The sequence below is a fragment of the Paenibacillus sp. FSL H7-0756 genome (assembly GCF_038006765.1).
In the GTDB taxonomy this organism is placed as follows: Bacteria; Bacillota; Bacilli; order Paenibacillales; family Paenibacillaceae; genus Paenibacillus_AQ.
Genome location: NZ_JBBOVT010000001.1, coordinates 3,426,883 through 3,444,810, shown reverse-complemented (window position 1 = coordinate 3,444,810; position 17,928 = coordinate 3,426,883). Strand labels below are relative to the sequence as shown.

Here is a 17,928-nt window from a genome sequence, read left to right as displayed (position 1 = left end):
TTTACTCACACGACATTCCAGAAATCTTCCAAAGCGCCCTATTTTTCCTGGAGGTAGTAATAAATCAGGCACAAATGACAGACGAACTGCTCGCGCGGATCATTCAGATCGAAGCCGGTGATATCCCGAATCCGCTCCAACCGGTATTTGACGGAGTTGCGGTGGATATAGAGGCTGTTCGCTGTCTCAATCAGACTGCCCCGGCATTCCAGATAATGATAGAAGGTCAGCAGCATATTGCTGTCATGCTCCTGGTCGTATTGCAGCAGCTTGCCCAGCTTACGCTCGAACAGCCGCTCGAATCCGGGACCGCCAAGCCCCTCCAGCAGATGATAGACCTCCATCTCTTCATAGCGGGTGATCCCGCCGGGACCTTGTCCCAGCCTTCTGGAGATGGACAGCGCTTTGCGCGCCTCGTTATAGCTGGTGTGGATGTCCCACAAATATTCCGAGGTGCCGATACCGCAGCGGTAGCTGCTTAAGCCTTCGTTCTTGTCCTGCAGCCAGCCGCCCAGCGTCTTGTCCCACGGCTCCTCTGCGTCACCGCCCGGCGTGAACCTGCGCCCCTCCTGCGTAGGCAGGAACAGCACCGCCCGGCTCGAACGGTACTCTGCGTGCGGTGTGACCCCGCGCTTCTTGGCCTCCCGCTCCAGCAGCCGGTTCACCGTCTCCTCGCTCGGTGCCGTTTCCCCTTCGATGACGGCCACCTCCCACTTGTGCTCCGGGTTCATCCCGAGCTGGCGGGCCCGCCGCTGGACCTCATGTCTCGACGGCAGCGGCGGAGTCAGCAGCTCATCGATGAAGTTGCCGCGCAGCCGGAATTCCGTATCTTCAGCTACCTTACGCCGCATCAGTTCAAGGGCAAAAACAAGCCGGGCCTGCTCTATGCCCACCTCTTCCATATCATCGAGCCGCTCCTTGTGGACGAGCAGCCGGGCAACCGTCCGGCGGTCCACATGGATGTTCCAGCTCAGCGGTGCGGCGCTCTGCGCCCAGTCATAGTCTGCCGGTGAGGATACAATAATCTTCCGCTCCGTATCCACGAGTGCCACCGGGGCCTTAAGGAACTCCGCCACACTATCGCTGACCGCCTGAATGCCGCTGTTCTCCAGCACCATGGTGGTCAGCGTGCGGTAGACCTCCTCCGCCCGGCGCAGCAGCATCGCCTGCCGTCCCAGCAGCAGCTCCATCACCGGCTGGGTGATATCCGTGTACGGAATCTCGGGCGGGATCTCCACAATCGGCAGACCGCAGGCATTGCTGGCCTCGATGGCCCCCTGGGGGATCTCCTTCAGGAAACGGGCCGGCTTGATCGCCAGCGCCGCTGCCCCCAGGTTGTCGAGCGTGTAGATCACCTCGGTCAGCAGTGAAGGATCATGCCGGATTGAATAGGCTGTCGTCAGCAGCATCACCCCTTCGCTGATCCAGCCCTTCAGATCCGGAACCTCCATAATATCGACGAACCGCACCACCCGGTCCAGCCCCTGCTCCCCGCTGATGACCTTCGCTTTCCCAAGAACCGAGAGCTCCATTAGCTCCCGTAGCGTAATTCCTCGTGTATTCACCCTTCCGCCTCCCTTTGCTGTCTTCAGTATTTCATGATTTTTCCTGAAATATGCCATATCTCTGCCGCCAGCCACTTTTTGCGTTCCCGCTAGTTTATCAGAGATTCCCGCCGAGCCACAGGAAATTCGTATCCAGTTGGTGATATTTTCGGTGTGAAAACGCATTAGGAAGAAATTGGATGGTGGTGGATGCGACGGGAGCGGTTGCTGGGGGAAGGGGTTAGTAGCACTAGGGACAGAGATAGGGGCGTCAAATGGGAAGATGGTGAGAGAGGGAGGTAGGGAGGCGGGTCAGAGGGATTTATCCCTTTAATTATGCGCAGCGGGCGCGTTTCTCCGCATTCAGAGGGATTTATCCCTTTGATTTCGAGCTGCGGGCGCGTTTCGCCGGATTCGGAGGGATTTATCCCTTTGATTACCAGCGGCGAGCGCGTTTCGCCGAATTCAGAGGGATTTATCCCTTTGATTACGCGCGGCAGATGTATGCAGATATGTTACCTATGGCTAAGTGCTCTAACCAATTTAGTACTCTACACCTTCTGGCTATTTCCCATTCTATAGCGCTGCATCATACTCCCTATGTACCTGACCAACTATAATTCACCTGGTTACTCTCCTCACTAACTGTTCTATTCAGCACAGCTAACCACAACGATTCAACAGATCTTTAACTAACTGTTCCCTAATTTGTCTCCCCTCCCATTCACTGAACACATGAAATGCCAAATGTTACTCAAAAGATACTCATCCACGCCGCCCCACTCTCCTGCTTCCCCAAAGCTCTCCCCGCCAATACTCCCCTCATAGTCAATCTGCCGAATTCAGGGCACTTGTGCTCCTCCAATCCCTAAACAACAAATAAGCGTCCCCCGGCCTGAGCCAGGAGGAACGCTTTGAAAAGACCAGCTATTAGTTTGCCACACATTGATTTTCACGCATTATTTGCCACACATTGCCTACACACGTAGTCTGCCCCACACTTAGAGCAACAGCGAGTTTCAACAAATTGCAAAACCGTCCAACACAAGGCTAACTACGAGCGACGCACATCTCCCGCAGCAGATGCTCCTGCACCAGAGGCTGACGCAGCGACAGCAGCCCCGAGGCAAAGAATCGGATCGAACGCACGGATACCCAGCCGTTCTTCCAGTTCCGCTGCCAGTCCGATGGTGGCGAAGCCGGTGCACGCCAGCACCAGAACTTCCGCGCCGCGCTCCACGAGCCGGGCGGCACCGGCCAGCGCACCTGCCCGTCCGGCGGGCGTGCCCAGATCCAGCGTGGTCGTCACGCCGTCGGGGCGGTCCATGCCAATGTAAGCCCCTCCGAGAATGCTGCGGATGAGCGGCGGCACCTCTTCCAGAATCGTCAGCACGCCCACCCGGTTGCTGTAAGCCATAGCCATATGGGCCGCGCAGGAGCCTGCTCCCAGCACAGGAACAGCCACCGCCTCCCTGGCTTCTGCCAAGGCCGGATCAGCAGCACAGCTGATGCCGATTGCCGTGCAGCCCTGCTGCTCCAGTTCCCGCGCAAGTGAGATAATCTTCGGAATGGATTCCGCCTCTGTCTGCGCATCATACACTCCTTGAGGCTGATCCGGGATGCAGCGGCTCATCACCGGCAGACCGTACCGCCGCTCAATTAGATCCCCATGTAACTGAATTGCAGAGCTCTCCTGCAAAGTAATAACACGTATGATTCCAAGCATCCTGTCTCCCCCTGATCCGCTTGATTTAGATGCTGCAAAAGCATAACCAGCCGCCCTATTTCAGCCGTAAACAGCAATAGCAGCCGGAAATCCAAAGATTCACTACAGTGGCGATTGCGCCACCCGTCCAAATCTGTGGTGCGGCTTATTTAACCTTGCATTCAGCTGCTTCCATTCCGCTTACAGCAATTCCCCTGCCTGCATAATCAGCTTATCGTCGATGTACACATCCGGCTTCATGACTACAGCGTCAATATGTACGCCCGCCGCCACAACTCCGCCAAACGTATTATTGCTGCCAAAAGCCACATGGATCGTCCCGTACACCTTCTCATCCTCCAGCACCACACCTGTAATCCGGGCCTTGTTGTTGGTCCCAATGCCGAATTCGCCAAGCAGCCTGCCATCGCCATCGCCAAGCATGTCCAGCAGCTTGCCGCCATGCTCCCCGTCAGCATGGACCAGCCGTCCCTGCTCCACAGTCAGCACCATCGGGCCATCCAAGGCACCGATCCCTGCAACTGAACCATCCACCTTAATCTGGCCGCTAGCTGTGCCTTCCAGCGGCGCAATATAAGCTTCACCGGAGGGCAGATTGCCTGACTCGCCCGGATTTAGATATAATCCGGTGCTGAGAATACCATCCCGGCCGTCAATAGAGAAACTAAGAATCAGACCTTCCTTCTCTACACGCACCCGGCTGCCCGCAGACAACAGCGCAGCAACCTGCTCGGTCAGTGCCTTCACCTGCCCATAATCCGCAGTAATCGCCCCGTTGCTGAACATATCATCGGTGATTCCCGGCATCGTTGCCACCCGGGTTCCCGCTGCGGCTGCCTGCTTGCGCGCCGCTGTATGTGTCATCGAATGGGTCGTAATGCATACGGCCACATCCGCCTTAGCCATAGCTTCGGCAACCGGAGCCGGAGGCTCTTCCCCCGATCTGCTCCGCGGCTGCATGACCAGCAGCATCGATTCCGCTCCCAGCCGCTTGCCTGCCTCATAGACCGACTCAGCCAGATCACGCTTATCATCATCAGCTACTACGGCCAGCAGTTCTCCGCTGGCAACCCCGAGACAATCCTTAAGAACGTTCATACTAATTGCTATTCTTGCTTCACTCATCTTCATTTCCTCCCGAATTACACCATTTCTGCTACCAGCTTGCCCATCAGGGCATTGGACAGCACGGCGGGCACTCCTGCGGAGGCCGCCCACTGTCTATGCTGCTCCACATATCCCATACAGTCAAGCACTATCACGTCCGCATGATCCCGCAGACGCTCTGCTGCGGCGCGAAAATCCGCTTCCGTACCGGTATAAGGTGAAGCCGCTGCAAACGGCAGCCGCACTCCGGCTCCTGCGAATTTTTCAATCATTGCGTCCTCCTGCTCGGGCAAAGGTCCGATCAATCCCAGACGGCGCCCGTCCAGCATCGCCTGCACGACTGGAGGAATGATCCGGTCCGGCTCAATCAGATGGGCAGCAGACGTATGCAGTCCCGGAAAAACTCCCGTACACGCCAGCAGGATCGTCCGAATCCCAGCGGCTTCCATAGCATCAATCTTCCCTTGGAGAACGGACTGTATCCGCTCCCGTGAGATTACCGCAGCGGACCCGTCCGCCATGCGGGTGGTCAGCACATACTCTCCCGGCCCTGGACTGTAGAATTCACGCACCTGTTCAGCCGTGAACCCGTCCAGCACCCCGGACTGAACCAGTCCCGCCTTGCCTTCCAGATATTTCTCAATGATGGGCGCGACATCCTGCCTGGGTGCTTGCCCAATCGTAATCAGCCCGATATTCTTCATTCTTGTCCCTCCAGACGCTATGGGTTACAGCCAAGCTGTTGTGCTAATAGAGCAGGCGCTGAAGGAAGCTCAGCGCCTGACTGTAATCGTACATCTGTTATCCTGTTATTGAGAAGTGACTGCCGGTTTGCCCAGCGTCTGCAGTACGCTCATGGAGCCGTACAACTCAGTAATTTTGGCAAACTCCGCCTCGTTGTAGAAGGAACATGTCCCCTGCGTTACTTCCTTGGCCGTCTCGATAGCAAAACGCACCGCCTGAGCAATATCCACCTCATGACTGGCACCAGTACCGCAGCCCGGAACCATAGACTGGGCAGTAATCGCGAGACCCACCACCGGAGCAGAGGTAGCTACCGCAGGCTGAAGAATGGAATTGATATGATACAGCCCGTTGCCGTAAGGGGTAATATCCTGAGTCGTCACCGGAAAAGTAACCGGATACTGTCCTGTCGTCATCTCCTTGATCCGCAGCAAATCTTCGCTGACCCGCAGAATATAGCCTTCTTTAACGGTCGGCGAGATGGCGATCCCTTTGTGGTTAACCACACGGTTGCCTTTGGTCGTATCAATCGATAGAACCGCTTCCATCTCCGGCAGCACTTCATGCTCATTCATCTGCAGAATATCAACAGGGGAATCCATAAAATCCACCGGCTCGTGCGGCAGGGTCGGCGCATCCGGGCAAATATGGGTGGTCACCAGCACATCTCCCAGCAGCACATCCCCTTTGGTCTGCATGTCTGCCAGCTTCAGCGCAGAAGCAATCGCCGCTACCGCACCGTCTGCATCAGAGACCAGGCCAATCCGGCTCGGGCGCGCCCCGATCCCCCCTAGTCTGCCGACAATGCCGAACGTTGGTGCAGATCCGCCGCCAAGCTTGCCTTCGCTGCCCGGGATCGTGATTTTGACGAATTCTGTGCTGCCCTTCTCCCCTTCCACCTTCTGAATCTCAACCTTAACCGCAGGATATTCTGCGAATAACTGCTTGACCTGCTTACCGTTAACATAAGCGCTGTCCAGTGCGTTCAAGACTGTAATCGTTTGATGAAGTGCCATTCTAATTCCTCCCCGGATGCATGCTCATGTTTGTCATGTTTGCATTTATACTATCTCATCCGGCAAAATGTCCACAATGTACCGCCCTGCCAAACTGGAACAGCATTTCTTGTCCTTTGCAGATAAACCTTACGCGCAGAGTACACTCTTACGGCTTACCGCTAATGAATAAAGGTTAATTCTCCCAAGCAGCGAAATATAACAGGGTAATGGTGCTTATTTTCAGACAGGAGGTGCTTCATAGGATGAAGCCTGCACATCAGATTAATAAGGACAAGCTGGTCCAGATTATCAGTGAAGAGGCCCGGCGGACGGGGTTCTCAGGGGTCGTACAAGTGACGGAACGGGAGCATGTCCTTGCAGCCGCAGCTTTTGGTATAGCTAATATCGGGGACGTACGGCTCAACCAGGCCCACACCCGCTTCGCCATTGCTTCCGGCAGCAAACTATTTACCGCCATTGCGGTCTGCCAGCTCGCAGAGCAAGGTTTGTTTTCTTTTGACGCCAAAATACTGGACATCCTGCCGAAGCAGGAATTCCCATTGTTCGACCCAGCGATCACCGTGCATCAGCTATTGACTCACAGCTCGGGCATACCGGATTACTTCGATGAAGAAGAGATGGAGGATTTCACGGCACTGTGGAAGGAGACCCCGATGTACACGCTGAGGCGGCCTGGAGATTTCCTCCCGCTGTTCGCCGGACTTCCTATGAAATTCGTCCCAGGCGGGCGTTTTCACTATAACAATGCAGGATATATCATGCTTGCTATGCTCGTAGAAGCCATCAGCGGGCAACCGTTCACGGAATATGTAGAACAGTATATTTTTCTGCCTTGCGGGATGAAGGATTCCGGTTACTTCGCGCTTGATGCGCTTCCGGCCCACACCGCTCAGGGATACATCGACAGCAGCAATGGGAAAAAGACCAGCAACATCTACTCCATTCCGGTGGTCGGAGGCGGGGACGGAGGGGCATTTGTTACGGTGGCGGATATGCATAAGCTGTGGAGCGGCTTGCTTGAACACAAGCTGTTACAGGCAGAGACTACGGCTCTGCTGCTGACACCGCATATTTATGAGCGGAAGGACAGCTATTATGGTTATGGCGTGTGGATACAAGCCGGCCCCAGCGAAAAGGTGCTAAAGTACCATATCATGGGCTACGATCCCGGGATCAGCTTCCATTCCGCATACTATCCCGAACGCGGCCTAACGATTACTGCTCTCTGTAACAAGGGTAACGGGGCTTACACGATGATGTCTGCCACGGAGGGCCATCTGCCGGTGGGGTAGCGGTATAATCCCGTTTAGGGGTTACGGAGCATTATTCAACTGTCCTCAGATGCACTTATAGCCTTAGCTCAGTTTCTGGGCTAAGGCTCTTTACTTTAAATCTGCTGGATGGAATGGGATTAGGGTGTGAAAGTAACAATATTGAGATTTCGATTAATCACTGTTACTGAGGTTATATTTGTATCCGTGGTAACAATTGAACGCACTTGGTAGGATACAGAAGCTGTAGCCGGAGCTGTATCAACATAAGTGTCCGCAATAGGAAAACGTTGAGTTCCTGACGCATTTCCGCTACGGTTAAGGGTTCTTGTAGAGATCAGCGTTGCATCGCGGTAGATTCGAAGCTGAGCAACAAAGGACCAGTTGGACCCTGTAACAGCTTCCACTGATACAGCATAATCAATTTTCAGCTGCTGGGAGATGACTTCTGCCTGATTCACCGTAACGGCAACGACTTCTGTATTCAGTGGCGGATAGACGGCTATCGAACCAGCTGTATTGGTAAATGCCAGGGTAGGCGCACCCGTGGCTCCTGTTGCTCCCGTAGTCCCCGTTGTTCCTGTGACCCCGGTTGCCCCTGTTGCCCCTGTCGCTCCTGTTGCTCCTGTGACTCCTGTCGCTCCGGTTGTTCCCGTTACACCTGTGGTTCCAGTCTCGCCTGTCGCTCCTGTGACTCCTGTCACTCCGGTCGCTCCCGTTACACCTGTAGCTCCAGTCTCGCCCGTTGCTCCTGTGACTCCCGTTGCTCCGGTTGTTCCCGTAACTCCAGTAACTCCCGTCGCTCCCGTTACACCGGTGGCTCCCGTCTCGCCTGTTGCTCCTGTGACTCCTGTCGCTCCGGTTGTTCCCGTTACACCTGTAGCTCCAGTCTCGCCCGTTGCCCCTGTGACTCCCGTTGCTCCGGTTGTTCCCGTAACTCCCGTCGCTCCTGTTACACCGGTGGCTCCCGTCTCGCCCGTTGCTCCAGTAACTCCCGTCGCTCCCGTTACACCGGTGGCTCCGGTCTCGCCCGTCGCTCCTGTGACTCCGGTCGCTCCGGTTGTTCCCGTTACACCGGTGGCCCCAGTCTCGCCCGTCGCTCCTGTGACTCCGGTCGCTCCGGTTGTTCCCGTTACACCTGTGGTTCCAGTCTCGCCTGTCGCTCCTGTGACTCCTGTCGCTCCTGTGACTCCTGTGGCCCCGGTGGCTCCCGTAGTTCCCGTTGTACCTGTAAACCCTGTTGCCCCTGTCGTACCCGTGGTTCCGGTCTCGCCCGTTGCTCCGGTGGTTCCCGTTACACCTGTGATCCCGGTCCCACCCGTAGTTCCCGTAATTCCAGTTGCCCCGGTGGCTCCCGTGGCTCCCGTTACACCTGTGATCCCGGTCTCACCCGTTGCCCCCGTAATTCCAGTTGCCCCGGTTACTCCTGTAGCTCCAGTTGCTCCCGTTACACCCGTGATTCCGGTCTCACCCGTAGTTCCCGTAGCTCCAGTCGCTCCTGTTGCACCTGTGGTTCCGGTCTCTCCCGTCGCCCCCGTAATTCCAGTTGCTCCGGTGACTCCCGTTCCTCCCGTTACGCCTGTCGCCCCGGTGATTCCCGTTCCTCCCGTCACACCTGTCGCCCCGGTGACTCCCGTTCCTCCCGTCTCGCCCGTCGCTCCTGTAACTCCTGTAACTCCTGTTGCTCCGGTTGTTCCTGTAACTCCAGTAACTCCCGTCGCTCCAGTTACACCGGTGGCTCCCGTCTCGCCTGTTGCTCCTGTGACTCCTGTCGCTCCGGTTGTTCCCGTTACACCTGTAGCTCCAGTCTCGCCCGTTGCTCCTGTGACTCCAGTTGCTCCCGTTACGCCTGTCGCCCCGTTAACTCCTGTTCCTCCCGTTACGCCTGTCGCCCCGGTGTTTCCCGTTCCTCCCGTCACGCCTGTCGCCCCGGTGACTCCCGTTCCTCCCGTTACGCCTGTCGCCCCGGTAACTCCTGTTCCTCCAGCTACTCCTGTCGCCCCGGTGGCTCCAGTTACACCAGTCGCTCCCGTTACCCCTGTCACACCACCCCCTCCAGAATAACCTAGTAATTCTGCTGAGACTAGGCGATGAGGCGTAGTTAGCTGTCCTGAACTTCCTTTTCCCCATACAGATATTTCTGTGTTGTCTACTGCTCCGCCAGTGACTGTAAATACAAACTCAAAGGAATTAAGATTACTATAATAATTCTTTGAAAACACCGTATTAGGTAGAATCTCATCCTGGCTCAAGATAAATAATGTTCTGATTCCACTGAGATTGTAACCCTGAGTTAAGACTACTGCGTTTTGAGTTGCACTTTCATTCACGATGATTACAGTCGTTGATACCGTGGGTCTTGAGCCGTTAACGGCATTATTCTCAATAGGCCCCGTATTCCATTCAGCCATTATACGTCCTCCTACTCTATAAATTAGCTGCTCACTTCATCCACAACCTATCTATTCCTTCCATATGAATCCGGTAATAAATAGTATGTAGTCTATCATATTCATGCTAATTTCAATTGCGTATGCTGTTGACCCCAGTAATTCGGTGCATAGCCGGATTGCTACAAAAAAAACAAGCCGTACGCCAGCAACATGCTGATTCGTACGGCTTGTTTGTATAAACGTAGATTCCAAAGTATATTCCGTTCCGGTTAGTAACGCGTTACCCCCTCCTTGGTCACCAGCGCAAAAACCAGCGGCTGCGGCGGAACCGGCTGAGCGGAGATGCGGTAAGCCTCCAGCACTTTGGCTTCGGCCTCCAGCACCTTGCTCTCACTGGCATCGTTCACATGCAGCACTGCCAGAATATCGCCTGCGGCAACGGCGTCGCCGACCTTCAGCGATAGCTGAATGCCGACCGCCAGATCGATCACGGACTCCTTCGTCTCGCGTCCGGCACCGAGCAGCATCGCGGCCACACCGATCTCTTCGGCCTGGATACTCTCCACATAACCTGCCGTTGCCGCCTTCACTTCGATGAACTTGCGGGCGGACGGCAGCGTGTCCGGCGATTCAATCTGTGTGACATCGCCGCCTTGGGCAGACACCATCTGCTTGAATTTATCCAGCGCACTGCCGTCTTCGATATGAGACAGCAGCATGGAGCGTGCTTCTTCTTCGTCCTTCGCCTTGCCGCCAAGTACGAGCATCTGGCTGCCCAGGATCAGGCAGACCTCCTGCAGATCCTTCGGGCCGTGGCCGTTCAAGGTCTCGATGCCCTCCTTGATCTCCAGGGCATTGCCGATGCCGAAGCCCAGCGGCTGGTCCATATCGCTGATGACCGCAACCGTGTTGCGGCCAAGGTGAGTGCCGATATCTACCATCGCCTGGGCGAGCGCAATGGAATCTTCCAGCGTCTTCATGAATGCGCCGCTGCCGGTCTTCACATCCAGCACGATGGCGTCCGCGCCTGCGGCGATCTTCTTGCTCATGACGGAGCTGGCAATCAGCGGGATCGATTCCACCGTGGCTGTCACATCACGCAGGGCATACAGCTTCTTGTCCGCCGGCGTGATGTTGCCGGACTGGCCGATCACCGCCGCGCCAATCTCGCCCACCTGGGCGAAGAACCGTTCCCGGTCCATCTCTACCGAGAATCCCGTAATCGACTCCAGCTTATCCAGTGTGCCTCCGGTGTGGCCCAGGCCGCGCCCGGACATTTTGGCTACCGGAACTCCGGCAGCCGCGACCAGCGGTGCCAGCACAACTGTCGTCTTGTCGCCCACGCCTCCGGTAGAATGCTTGTCCACCTTGATGCCCGCAATCGGGCTAAGGTCCACCTGGTCGCCGGACATTGCCATCTCCAGGGTCAGGTCGCCGGTCTCCCGCGCGTTCATTCCGCGGAAATACACGGCCATTGCCCAGGCGGAAATTTGATAATCCGGGATTTCCCCTTTGCTGTAGCCTTGAATCAGAAATGCTATTTCTTCGCGGCTAAGCTCACCGCCGTCTCTTTTCTTCTGAATAAGATCAACAGCACGCATTAGATCTGTACCTCACGGACGAAGGAGCGCACCAGTCCGATGAATTTGGGCTTGGTCAGGTTCGCCACTTTTACCACCTGCTCATGGGTGAGCGGCTCCAGCTCATCGCCAATCGCCATGTCGGTGATACAGGTAATGCCGAGCACACGCAGCTTACTGTGACTGGCCACGATAACCTCCGGCACGGTGGACATTCCCACGGCATCGCCGCCGAGATAGGCCAGCATTTTCAGCTCAGCCGGGGTCTCATAAGTAGGGCCGCTGATGCCGGCATATACGCCTTCCTGCAGGACAAGTGCTTCACCGTCCACACCAGTAACTCCGCCTGCAAGCTTTTTGGCAAGCTGGATATATTCAGGGTCATAAGCACTGGACATATCAGGGAATCTTACGCCCAGCTCCGGATCATTCGGTCCGATCAGCGGGTTGTCGCCGGTCATATTGAGGTGGTCGGTAATCAGCATCAGGTCGCCTGCCTTGAACGCTCTGTTCATTCCGCCGCCTGCGTTGGTAATAACAAGGGTGCCGATGCCCAGCTTAGCCATTACATAGACCGGAAGAACTACCTTGCGCATCTCATAACCTTCATAGTAGTGAAAACGGCCCTGCATGATCATAACTTCCTTGCCTTCCAGCTTACCGATCACGAATCTTCCGGCATGGCCTTCTACCGTTGAATGGGGGAAATGCGGAATTTCTTCGTAAGGCAGGTAGACTGCATCTTCGATCTGATCGCCCAGGTCGCCAAGACCTGAACCCAGAATAAGACCGATTGCCGGTGTATAACCGCCGAATTTGGATTGAATAAATGCAGCGGCTTCCTGAACTTGAGTGCCGTATGGGACTGTTGTTGGTGTTGTCATAGGTTGATCCTCCCGGATATGAATTGTGTATTATAGGATGCGCTATAGCGTGAAGCAGAAACTACATTTTCGGTATAAAAGCCAGCACCAGCTTGAGGAACTGCTCGCGCACACGCTCGGCTGTCTCCATCACTTCTGCATGGTTCAGCGGCTGCGGCAGAATACCGGCAGCCATGTTGGTGATACAGGAAATGCCCAGCACTTCAATTCCGGCATGACGGGCAACGATGGTCTCGGATACGGTGGACATGCCTACGGCATCTGCTCCCTGGCGGCGCAGCATTACGATCTCAGCAGGGGTCTCATAGTTCGGTCCGAGCAGACCGGCGTATACACCTTCTTTGAACTCGAAATTCAGTCCCGCAGCAGCTTCCTTGGCGGCTGCAATCAGACGCGGGCTGTACGCCGAGGACATATCCGGGAACCGTACGCCCAGCGCATTGTCATTCGGTCCGCTCAGCGGGTTGCGTCCGGTCAGGTTCAGATGATCCGTGATCAGCATGAGATCGCCCGGTGTGTATTCAGTGTTGACGCCACCGGCAGCGTTGGTGACCAGCAGGCTGGTTACGCCCAGCTCCTTCATCACCCGTACCGGGAAGGCTGTAACCTCCGGGCCGTAGCCCTCATACATGTGGAAGCGTCCCTTCATCATGACCACGCGGCGGCCTTCGATCATGCCGATCAGCAGCTCACCTTCATGTCCTTCTACCGTGGACACCGGAAAATGAGGAATCTCATGATAAGGAATAACAACTTCATCTGTGATCAGATCCGCCAGAATGCCGAGCCCGGAGCCCAGGATCAGCCCGATTTCGGGGGCGACGGTGCATTTATCTTTGATATATACGGCGGCTTCTTGAATATGGTTAAGAGTCACACTGGTCATGGTTTGGTTTCCTCCAGAATTAGATTAGTTGAGCCAAAAAGCTTGTCCCGTACTTCGGAGCCTTCGCCCCGAAGTTATCGGCGATTGTCGCGGCCACATCCGAGAAGGTCTGGCGGATGCCCAGGCTGCCGGGAGTCTTGAATCTCGGACTGTAGACCAAGAGCGGCACATACTCACGCGTATGGTCCGTTCCGGCATGGATCGGGTCATTGCCATGGTCTGCGGAGATGATCAGCAGATCATCCTCACCGAGCGTACTGAGCAGCTCAGGCAGCGCCTGATCGAATACCTCCAGCGCACGGCCGTAGCCTTCCGGATCACGGCGGTGGCCGTACAGGGAATCGAAATCAACCAGATTGGTGAACAGGAAGCCTTCAAATGGCTTGCGTAGCTCATCAATGGTAATCTGGATGCCGTGCTCGTTGCTCTTGGTCGGATACGTTGCTGTGACGCCTTCGCCGGTGAAGATATCATTGATCTTACCCACAGCAATCACATCCTTGCCGATATCCTCCAGCGCATTCATCACCGTAGGCTCCGGCGGCTTCACCGCATAATCATGGCGGTTCGGTGTACGCACGAAATTCCCCGGCTCGCCGACATAAGGGCGGGCGATCACGCGGCCTACGGAGAACTCGGGAGCCATCGTCAGCTCACGGGCAATTTTACAGGCGCTGTACAGCTCCTCCAGAGGAATAATATCTTCATGTGCCGCAAGCTGGAACACGCTGTCCGCCGAGGTATAGACAATCCATGCCCCCGTCTTCATCTGTTCCTCGCCGTATTCCACAAGAATCTCCGTGCCGGAGGCCGGCTTGTTGCCGATGACCTTGCGTCCGGTAGCCGCTTCGAATTTCTCGATCAGCTCGGCCGGGAAGCCGTCAAAGTAAGTGTTAAAAGGAACCTCGATCTTCAGCCCCATCAGCTCCCAGTGGCCGGTCATCGTGTCCTTGCCTACAGATACCTCCTGCATTTTTCCGTAGTAGCCTGTAGGGGCGGATACCGGTTCAAGCGGTGGCAGCGGTGCGATATTCGCCAGCCCGAGCTGCTGCAGATTCGGAAGCTTAAGACCCGGAACCCGTTCCAGAATATGGCCCAGCGTATGGGAGCCTGTATCTCCGAAATTAGCGGCATCCGGCGCTTCACCGATACCTACACTGTCCAGAACAATAAATCCGATGCGTTTAAATGAGGACATTGCCGTCTTCACTCCTTTTATAGTTTGCCTAATCTTGTCGTCTGCTCTAAGCATGAAGAAACTCCGGGAGACCCTCTCCCGGGAGCGATTTCTTCAGTATGATTCCATCATAACTTTCTTACTCACAAAAAGCATCTTTTCGGCCCAATCCGATCCGCCCGCCCGTATCCCTAAGGTCCCTCATCCCTGTACAGCCAGCTATTTCGCCCGGGGATGATGATTCTCGTAGACCTCCTTCATATTCTTGCGGGCAATTCCGCTGTAGATCTGAGTGGTCGAACTATCGGAATGGCCCAGCATCTGCTGCACAGAGCGCAGGTCCGCCCCGCCTTCAAGCAGATGCGCAGCGAAGGAGTGGCGCAGAGTATGCGGTGTGATGTCCTGCTCAATCTGAGCTTCACGCGCGTATTTTTTGATGATTTTCCAAAAGCCCTGACGGGTCAGCCGTCCGCCCAGACTATTCAGGAACAGCGCAGGCTCCTCCCGGCTCGCACGCAGCAGCTTGTCCCGCATCCCCGAGGTATAACGAGCTACGCAATCAGCCGCAATCACGCCGATCGGGACCACCCGCTCCTTGCCGGAGGCGCCGCTGCAGCGTGCGAACCGCAAGGATGTGTTCACATCCTCCACATTCATCGAGATCAGCTCCGTCACACGGATACCCGTCGCATACAGCAGCTCCAGCATAGCCTTATCGCGCATCCCCTGGGGAGCAGCTTCATCCGGAGCCGCCAGCAGACGCTCGATCTCCGCAATGCTGAGAATGACCGGCGGCTTGTGAATCGGCTTCATGGCTTCCATATCCAGCGTTGGATCTTGGACAATCAGTCGTTCCTTCAGCAAAAAATGAAAATAGGCGCGCAGCGATACCGTATTCCGGTTCACCGTGGCTGCTGCCTTCCCTGCTCCGCGCAGGGCACCCAGATAGAGCATAATATGCGTTCTTCTAATATCTTCGGCCGCGTCCAGGCCCCGCTCTTCCGTAAACTCCAGAAACTGCGAAATATCCCGTCCATAGGATTCCAGCGTACTAGGAGACAATCCTTTGTCCCCGGACAAATACTGCATAAACGGCTGTAAGTATGACTTCATCAATTCACGCTCCTGTCAGACTCAGGCTGCTTCATGCGGCTTCGCAGCGGGTTGAGATCCAGCAGCCGGAACAGCGTTGTTCCATGACATGCTATAGATTGATTCGACATACTTCTCCCTTAATCCTGCAATCCGTCCCGTTACTCCCCGTACCAGTAAAAAAGGCGCAGGCGCTCCCCCGCACTTATCCCCTGTTCCCCATACTGGACATCCTGAAACGCCCGGACGGCGGTGCCTTCCGGAATCTCAACATTGCGGGCCGGACTGATCCATGCGCTGACCCAGCTCAAAACATAATACAGCACACAGCTTACCGCCACAAGCATCGTCATGAAATACAGCCGGCGCACCGTGCGGGGCAGAGAAATAATCATCCAGGCAGCCTCCTCAAAATGATATCAGCGTCTGCGTCAGCAGCCTGCACATGCTCCCCTTCTGCTGCGCCTGAGTAAGCGCGCGGCCGGACGGCGAATAGAAGGATAGCGGGCAAAAGGGTTGCGGGCAGAACTCGTCCTTCACTTTATGCGCCGGAGGGCCTTGTTATGTACGTTAAGTAATTTTTTGATCTTTGCGCATCCAGCCCAGTCCGGCCAAAGCAGCTCAGCCGAAATAGGTGCGCTAATGCACCCTATTTGCTGGCTTAGCCGACTTTGGCTGGGATCAGGTGCACTAATGCACCCCATTTGCTCATTTAGCCGACTTTGGCTGGAATCAGGGGCACTTGTGCTCTTCATTCGCTCATCTAGCCCGCATCTGCTGAATTCAGGGGCCCTTGTGCTCTTCATTACTCACCTTCAACTGCCCGTCCAGCACACTTTTAGCCAATTCAAAGGGGATTTATCCCCTTCATTTCCTCGTCCTGCCCACTTTCAGCGAATTCAAAGGGATTAATCCCCTTCATTTCCACTTCCAGCACGCTTTTAGCCAATTCAAAGGGATTTATCCCCTTCATTCCCTCGTCCTGCCCACTTTAGCCGAATTCAAAGGGATTTATCCCTTTCATCCCCCGCCGCAGCCCGCTTACCTACTCTCCAGGCAATCAAAAAGCTCCCCTCCAGCCATTCAGCCGGGGAGAGCTTGCGCGGTTCTTTTTCATCTGAAGATGAACTTAGGAAATTCGCAATGAAGCATTCATAAGTCCACATTCTATATACGCTTATTCGGGAGTATTGTCCTCTGCCGGATTCTTGTCCTTGCAGCGGTGGCATATTCCGTGAAAATCAAGTCTATGATCAACCACCGTGAAGTTGTATTCCTGCTCCAGCCGCTCTTCCAGCGGTCCGAGCCAATCCTCACGAATCTCATCCATCGTTCCGCACTGCACACAAATCAAATGATGGTGATGATGCTTCGCCGTATCCGTACGCAGATCATAGCGGGCCACACCGTCTCCGAAATTGATCTTCTCCACGACATGAAGCTCGCTAAGCAGTTCCAGGGTACGATACACGGTGGCAAGACCGATCTCAGGCGCCTTTTCTTTCACAAGCATGAATACATCTTCCGCACTTAAATGATCATCCTCGTTCTCCAGGAGAACTCTTAAGGTCGCTTCCCGTTGAGGTGTAAGCTTGTATCCTTGGGATTGTAGTTGTTGCTTAATCTTGTCTATTCGGGCTTCCATTGTCTGCCTCCCCCTTGGAAAATTACCACACCGGGCTTCAAGCCACTTCTTCCATTATAGGGGGATTTCCTTTGAGAAGTCAAACGGTTTTAGCATCTGGAGGGAGCTGACCCGCACGTTCACAAATACTCCATATTAGTAAAATATTCCACTCTCTCTCCGCAGCACCGGCGCCGATTCCCTGCCCCTGTCTGCTTCTCACTTTCACCCGGCTGACACCAGCAGCGGCGTCACCCAGCGCATCATCACCGGAGTCACGTAAGCCTCGAAGCCCGAGATTCCCATCACCAGCAGCGCCATCCCCAGGGAGAGCAGCGTGTACATCATGAACGGATGGGTGATCTGCGTGCGGCGCTGCTGTCCGAGCACACGGCTGCGGATCATCAGCAGGGAGAACCCGAGCGCAGCCGCACTGCATACCAGCAGCACCGGAATCAGCACCAGATTATGCGGAGCAACGGAGACCAGGGCGAACAGCATGCCGTGCCAGGAATATTGGCTGACCAGCGTGCCGACGGTGAAGCCGATCAGCACACCTTTGAGGAAATCCAGAATCAGAATGCCCGGGAGCCCGATTACAGACAAGCCAAGCACCCAGATCAGGCCGACCCACTTCAGATGAAAAGCGGCGATGCTCCAATATGAATCCTGCGCGTCAGGCAGTCCCTGCTGATCGACCGTCACGAAGAAGTTGCTTAAGTAATCGCCCAGCTCCTGCTGCTGATCCAGTGTTAGCGCACTGACGATAAGCGCTCCGAATACCACCCCGACCAGAAATAATACCGCGACAAAAATATAAAGAGGCGTCTGTTCCTTCACCATCAGCTTTAGACTGCGCACCCTGACATTCCCCTTTCCAG

General features: G+C 55.3%; 15 protein-coding genes. 1 reads left to right on the top strand and 14 read right to left on the bottom strand.

From position 1 onward, the window contains the following. Positions 1–38 precede the first annotated feature (38 nt). The 5 genes from NST04_RS15020 to NST04_RS15000 form a co-directional block, all read right to left on the bottom strand. Positions 39–1,565, bottom strand: a complete 1,527-nt coding sequence (locus NST04_RS15020) for a PucR family transcriptional regulator (RefSeq protein WP_341184892.1) — start codon at positions 1,563–1,565, stop codon at positions 39–41. A gap of 1,033 nt (positions 1,566–2,598) precedes the next feature. Then, a complete protein-coding gene (locus NST04_RS15015; protein WP_341184891.1) occupies positions 2,599–3,270 on the bottom strand; it encodes an aspartate/glutamate racemase family protein in 672 nt (223 codons plus the stop codon). Positions 3,271–3,450: 180 nt separating this feature from the next. Further along, on the bottom strand, positions 3,451–4,395 hold the full coding sequence (locus tag NST04_RS15010; protein ID WP_341184890.1) for an aminopeptidase: 945 nt from the start codon (positions 4,393–4,395) through the stop codon (positions 3,451–3,453). 17 nt (positions 4,396–4,412) lie between these two features. Then, a complete protein-coding gene (locus tag NST04_RS15005) occupies positions 4,413–5,081 on the bottom strand; it encodes an AroM family protein (protein WP_341184889.1) in 669 nt (222 codons plus the stop codon). A gap of 105 nt (positions 5,082–5,186) precedes the next feature. Next, positions 5,187–6,137 (bottom strand): DUF1177 domain-containing protein, encoded by a 951-nt coding sequence (locus tag NST04_RS15000; RefSeq protein WP_076086874.1) that lies wholly within the window; start codon positions 6,135–6,137, stop codon positions 5,187–5,189. Positions 6,138–6,382: 245 nt separating this feature from the next. Here NST04_RS15000 and NST04_RS14995 point away from each other — a divergent pair, with 245 nt between their 5' ends. Then, positions 6,383–7,432, top strand: a complete 1,050-nt coding sequence (locus NST04_RS14995) for a serine hydrolase domain-containing protein (RefSeq protein ID WP_341184888.1) — start codon at positions 6,383–6,385, stop codon at positions 7,430–7,432. Positions 7,433–7,551: 119 nt separating this feature from the next. Here the strand turns inward: NST04_RS14995 and NST04_RS14990 are convergent, their stop codons facing one another. The 9 genes from NST04_RS14990 to spoIIM form a co-directional block, all read right to left on the bottom strand. After that, positions 7,552–9,741, bottom strand: coding sequence for a collagen-like triple helix repeat-containing protein (locus tag NST04_RS14990; RefSeq protein ID WP_445667919.1), 2,190 nt, complete (start codon positions 9,739–9,741; stop codon positions 7,552–7,554). 332 nt (positions 9,742–10,073) lie between these two features. After that, positions 10,074–11,405, bottom strand: a complete 1,332-nt coding sequence (locus tag NST04_RS14985) for a pyrimidine-nucleoside phosphorylase (RefSeq protein WP_341184886.1) — start codon at positions 11,403–11,405, stop codon at positions 10,074–10,076. Further along, positions 11,405–12,268: a purine-nucleoside phosphorylase gene (locus NST04_RS14980; RefSeq protein WP_341184885.1), complete on the bottom strand. Its 864-nt coding sequence runs from the start codon at positions 12,266–12,268 to the stop codon at positions 11,405–11,407. The genes NST04_RS14985 and NST04_RS14980 overlap by 1 nt, the downstream gene beginning before the upstream one ends. A gap of 61 nt (positions 12,269–12,329) precedes the next feature. Then, positions 12,330–13,154, bottom strand: a complete 825-nt coding sequence (locus NST04_RS14975) for a purine-nucleoside phosphorylase (protein WP_341184884.1) — start codon at positions 13,152–13,154, stop codon at positions 12,330–12,332. 19 nt (positions 13,155–13,173) lie between these two features. After that, on the bottom strand, positions 13,174–14,352 hold the full coding sequence (deoB, locus tag NST04_RS14970) for a phosphopentomutase (protein WP_341184883.1): 1,179 nt from the start codon (positions 14,350–14,352) through the stop codon (positions 13,174–13,176). Positions 14,353–14,550: 198 nt separating this feature from the next. Further along, positions 14,551–15,444, bottom strand: a complete 894-nt coding sequence (gene xerD, locus NST04_RS14965; protein WP_341184882.1) for a site-specific tyrosine recombinase XerD — start codon at positions 15,442–15,444, stop codon at positions 14,551–14,553. Positions 15,445–15,584: 140 nt separating this feature from the next. Beyond that, positions 15,585–15,818: a DUF4227 family protein gene (locus tag NST04_RS14960; RefSeq protein ID WP_036732023.1), complete on the bottom strand. Its 234-nt coding sequence runs from the start codon at positions 15,816–15,818 to the stop codon at positions 15,585–15,587. A 782-nt stretch (positions 15,819–16,600) separates the two neighbouring features. After that, positions 16,601–17,068 carry a ferric iron uptake transcriptional regulator gene (gene fur, locus NST04_RS14955; protein ID WP_036698309.1) on the bottom strand — a complete coding sequence of 156 codons (468 nt, stop codon included), beginning with the start codon at positions 17,066–17,068 and terminating at the stop codon, positions 16,601–16,603. A gap of 204 nt (positions 17,069–17,272) precedes the next feature. After that, on the bottom strand, positions 17,273–17,908 hold the full coding sequence (spoIIM, locus tag NST04_RS14950) for a stage II sporulation protein M (protein ID WP_341184881.1): 636 nt from the start codon (positions 17,906–17,908) through the stop codon (positions 17,273–17,275). Between the last annotated feature and the right edge of the window lie 20 nt (positions 17,909–17,928).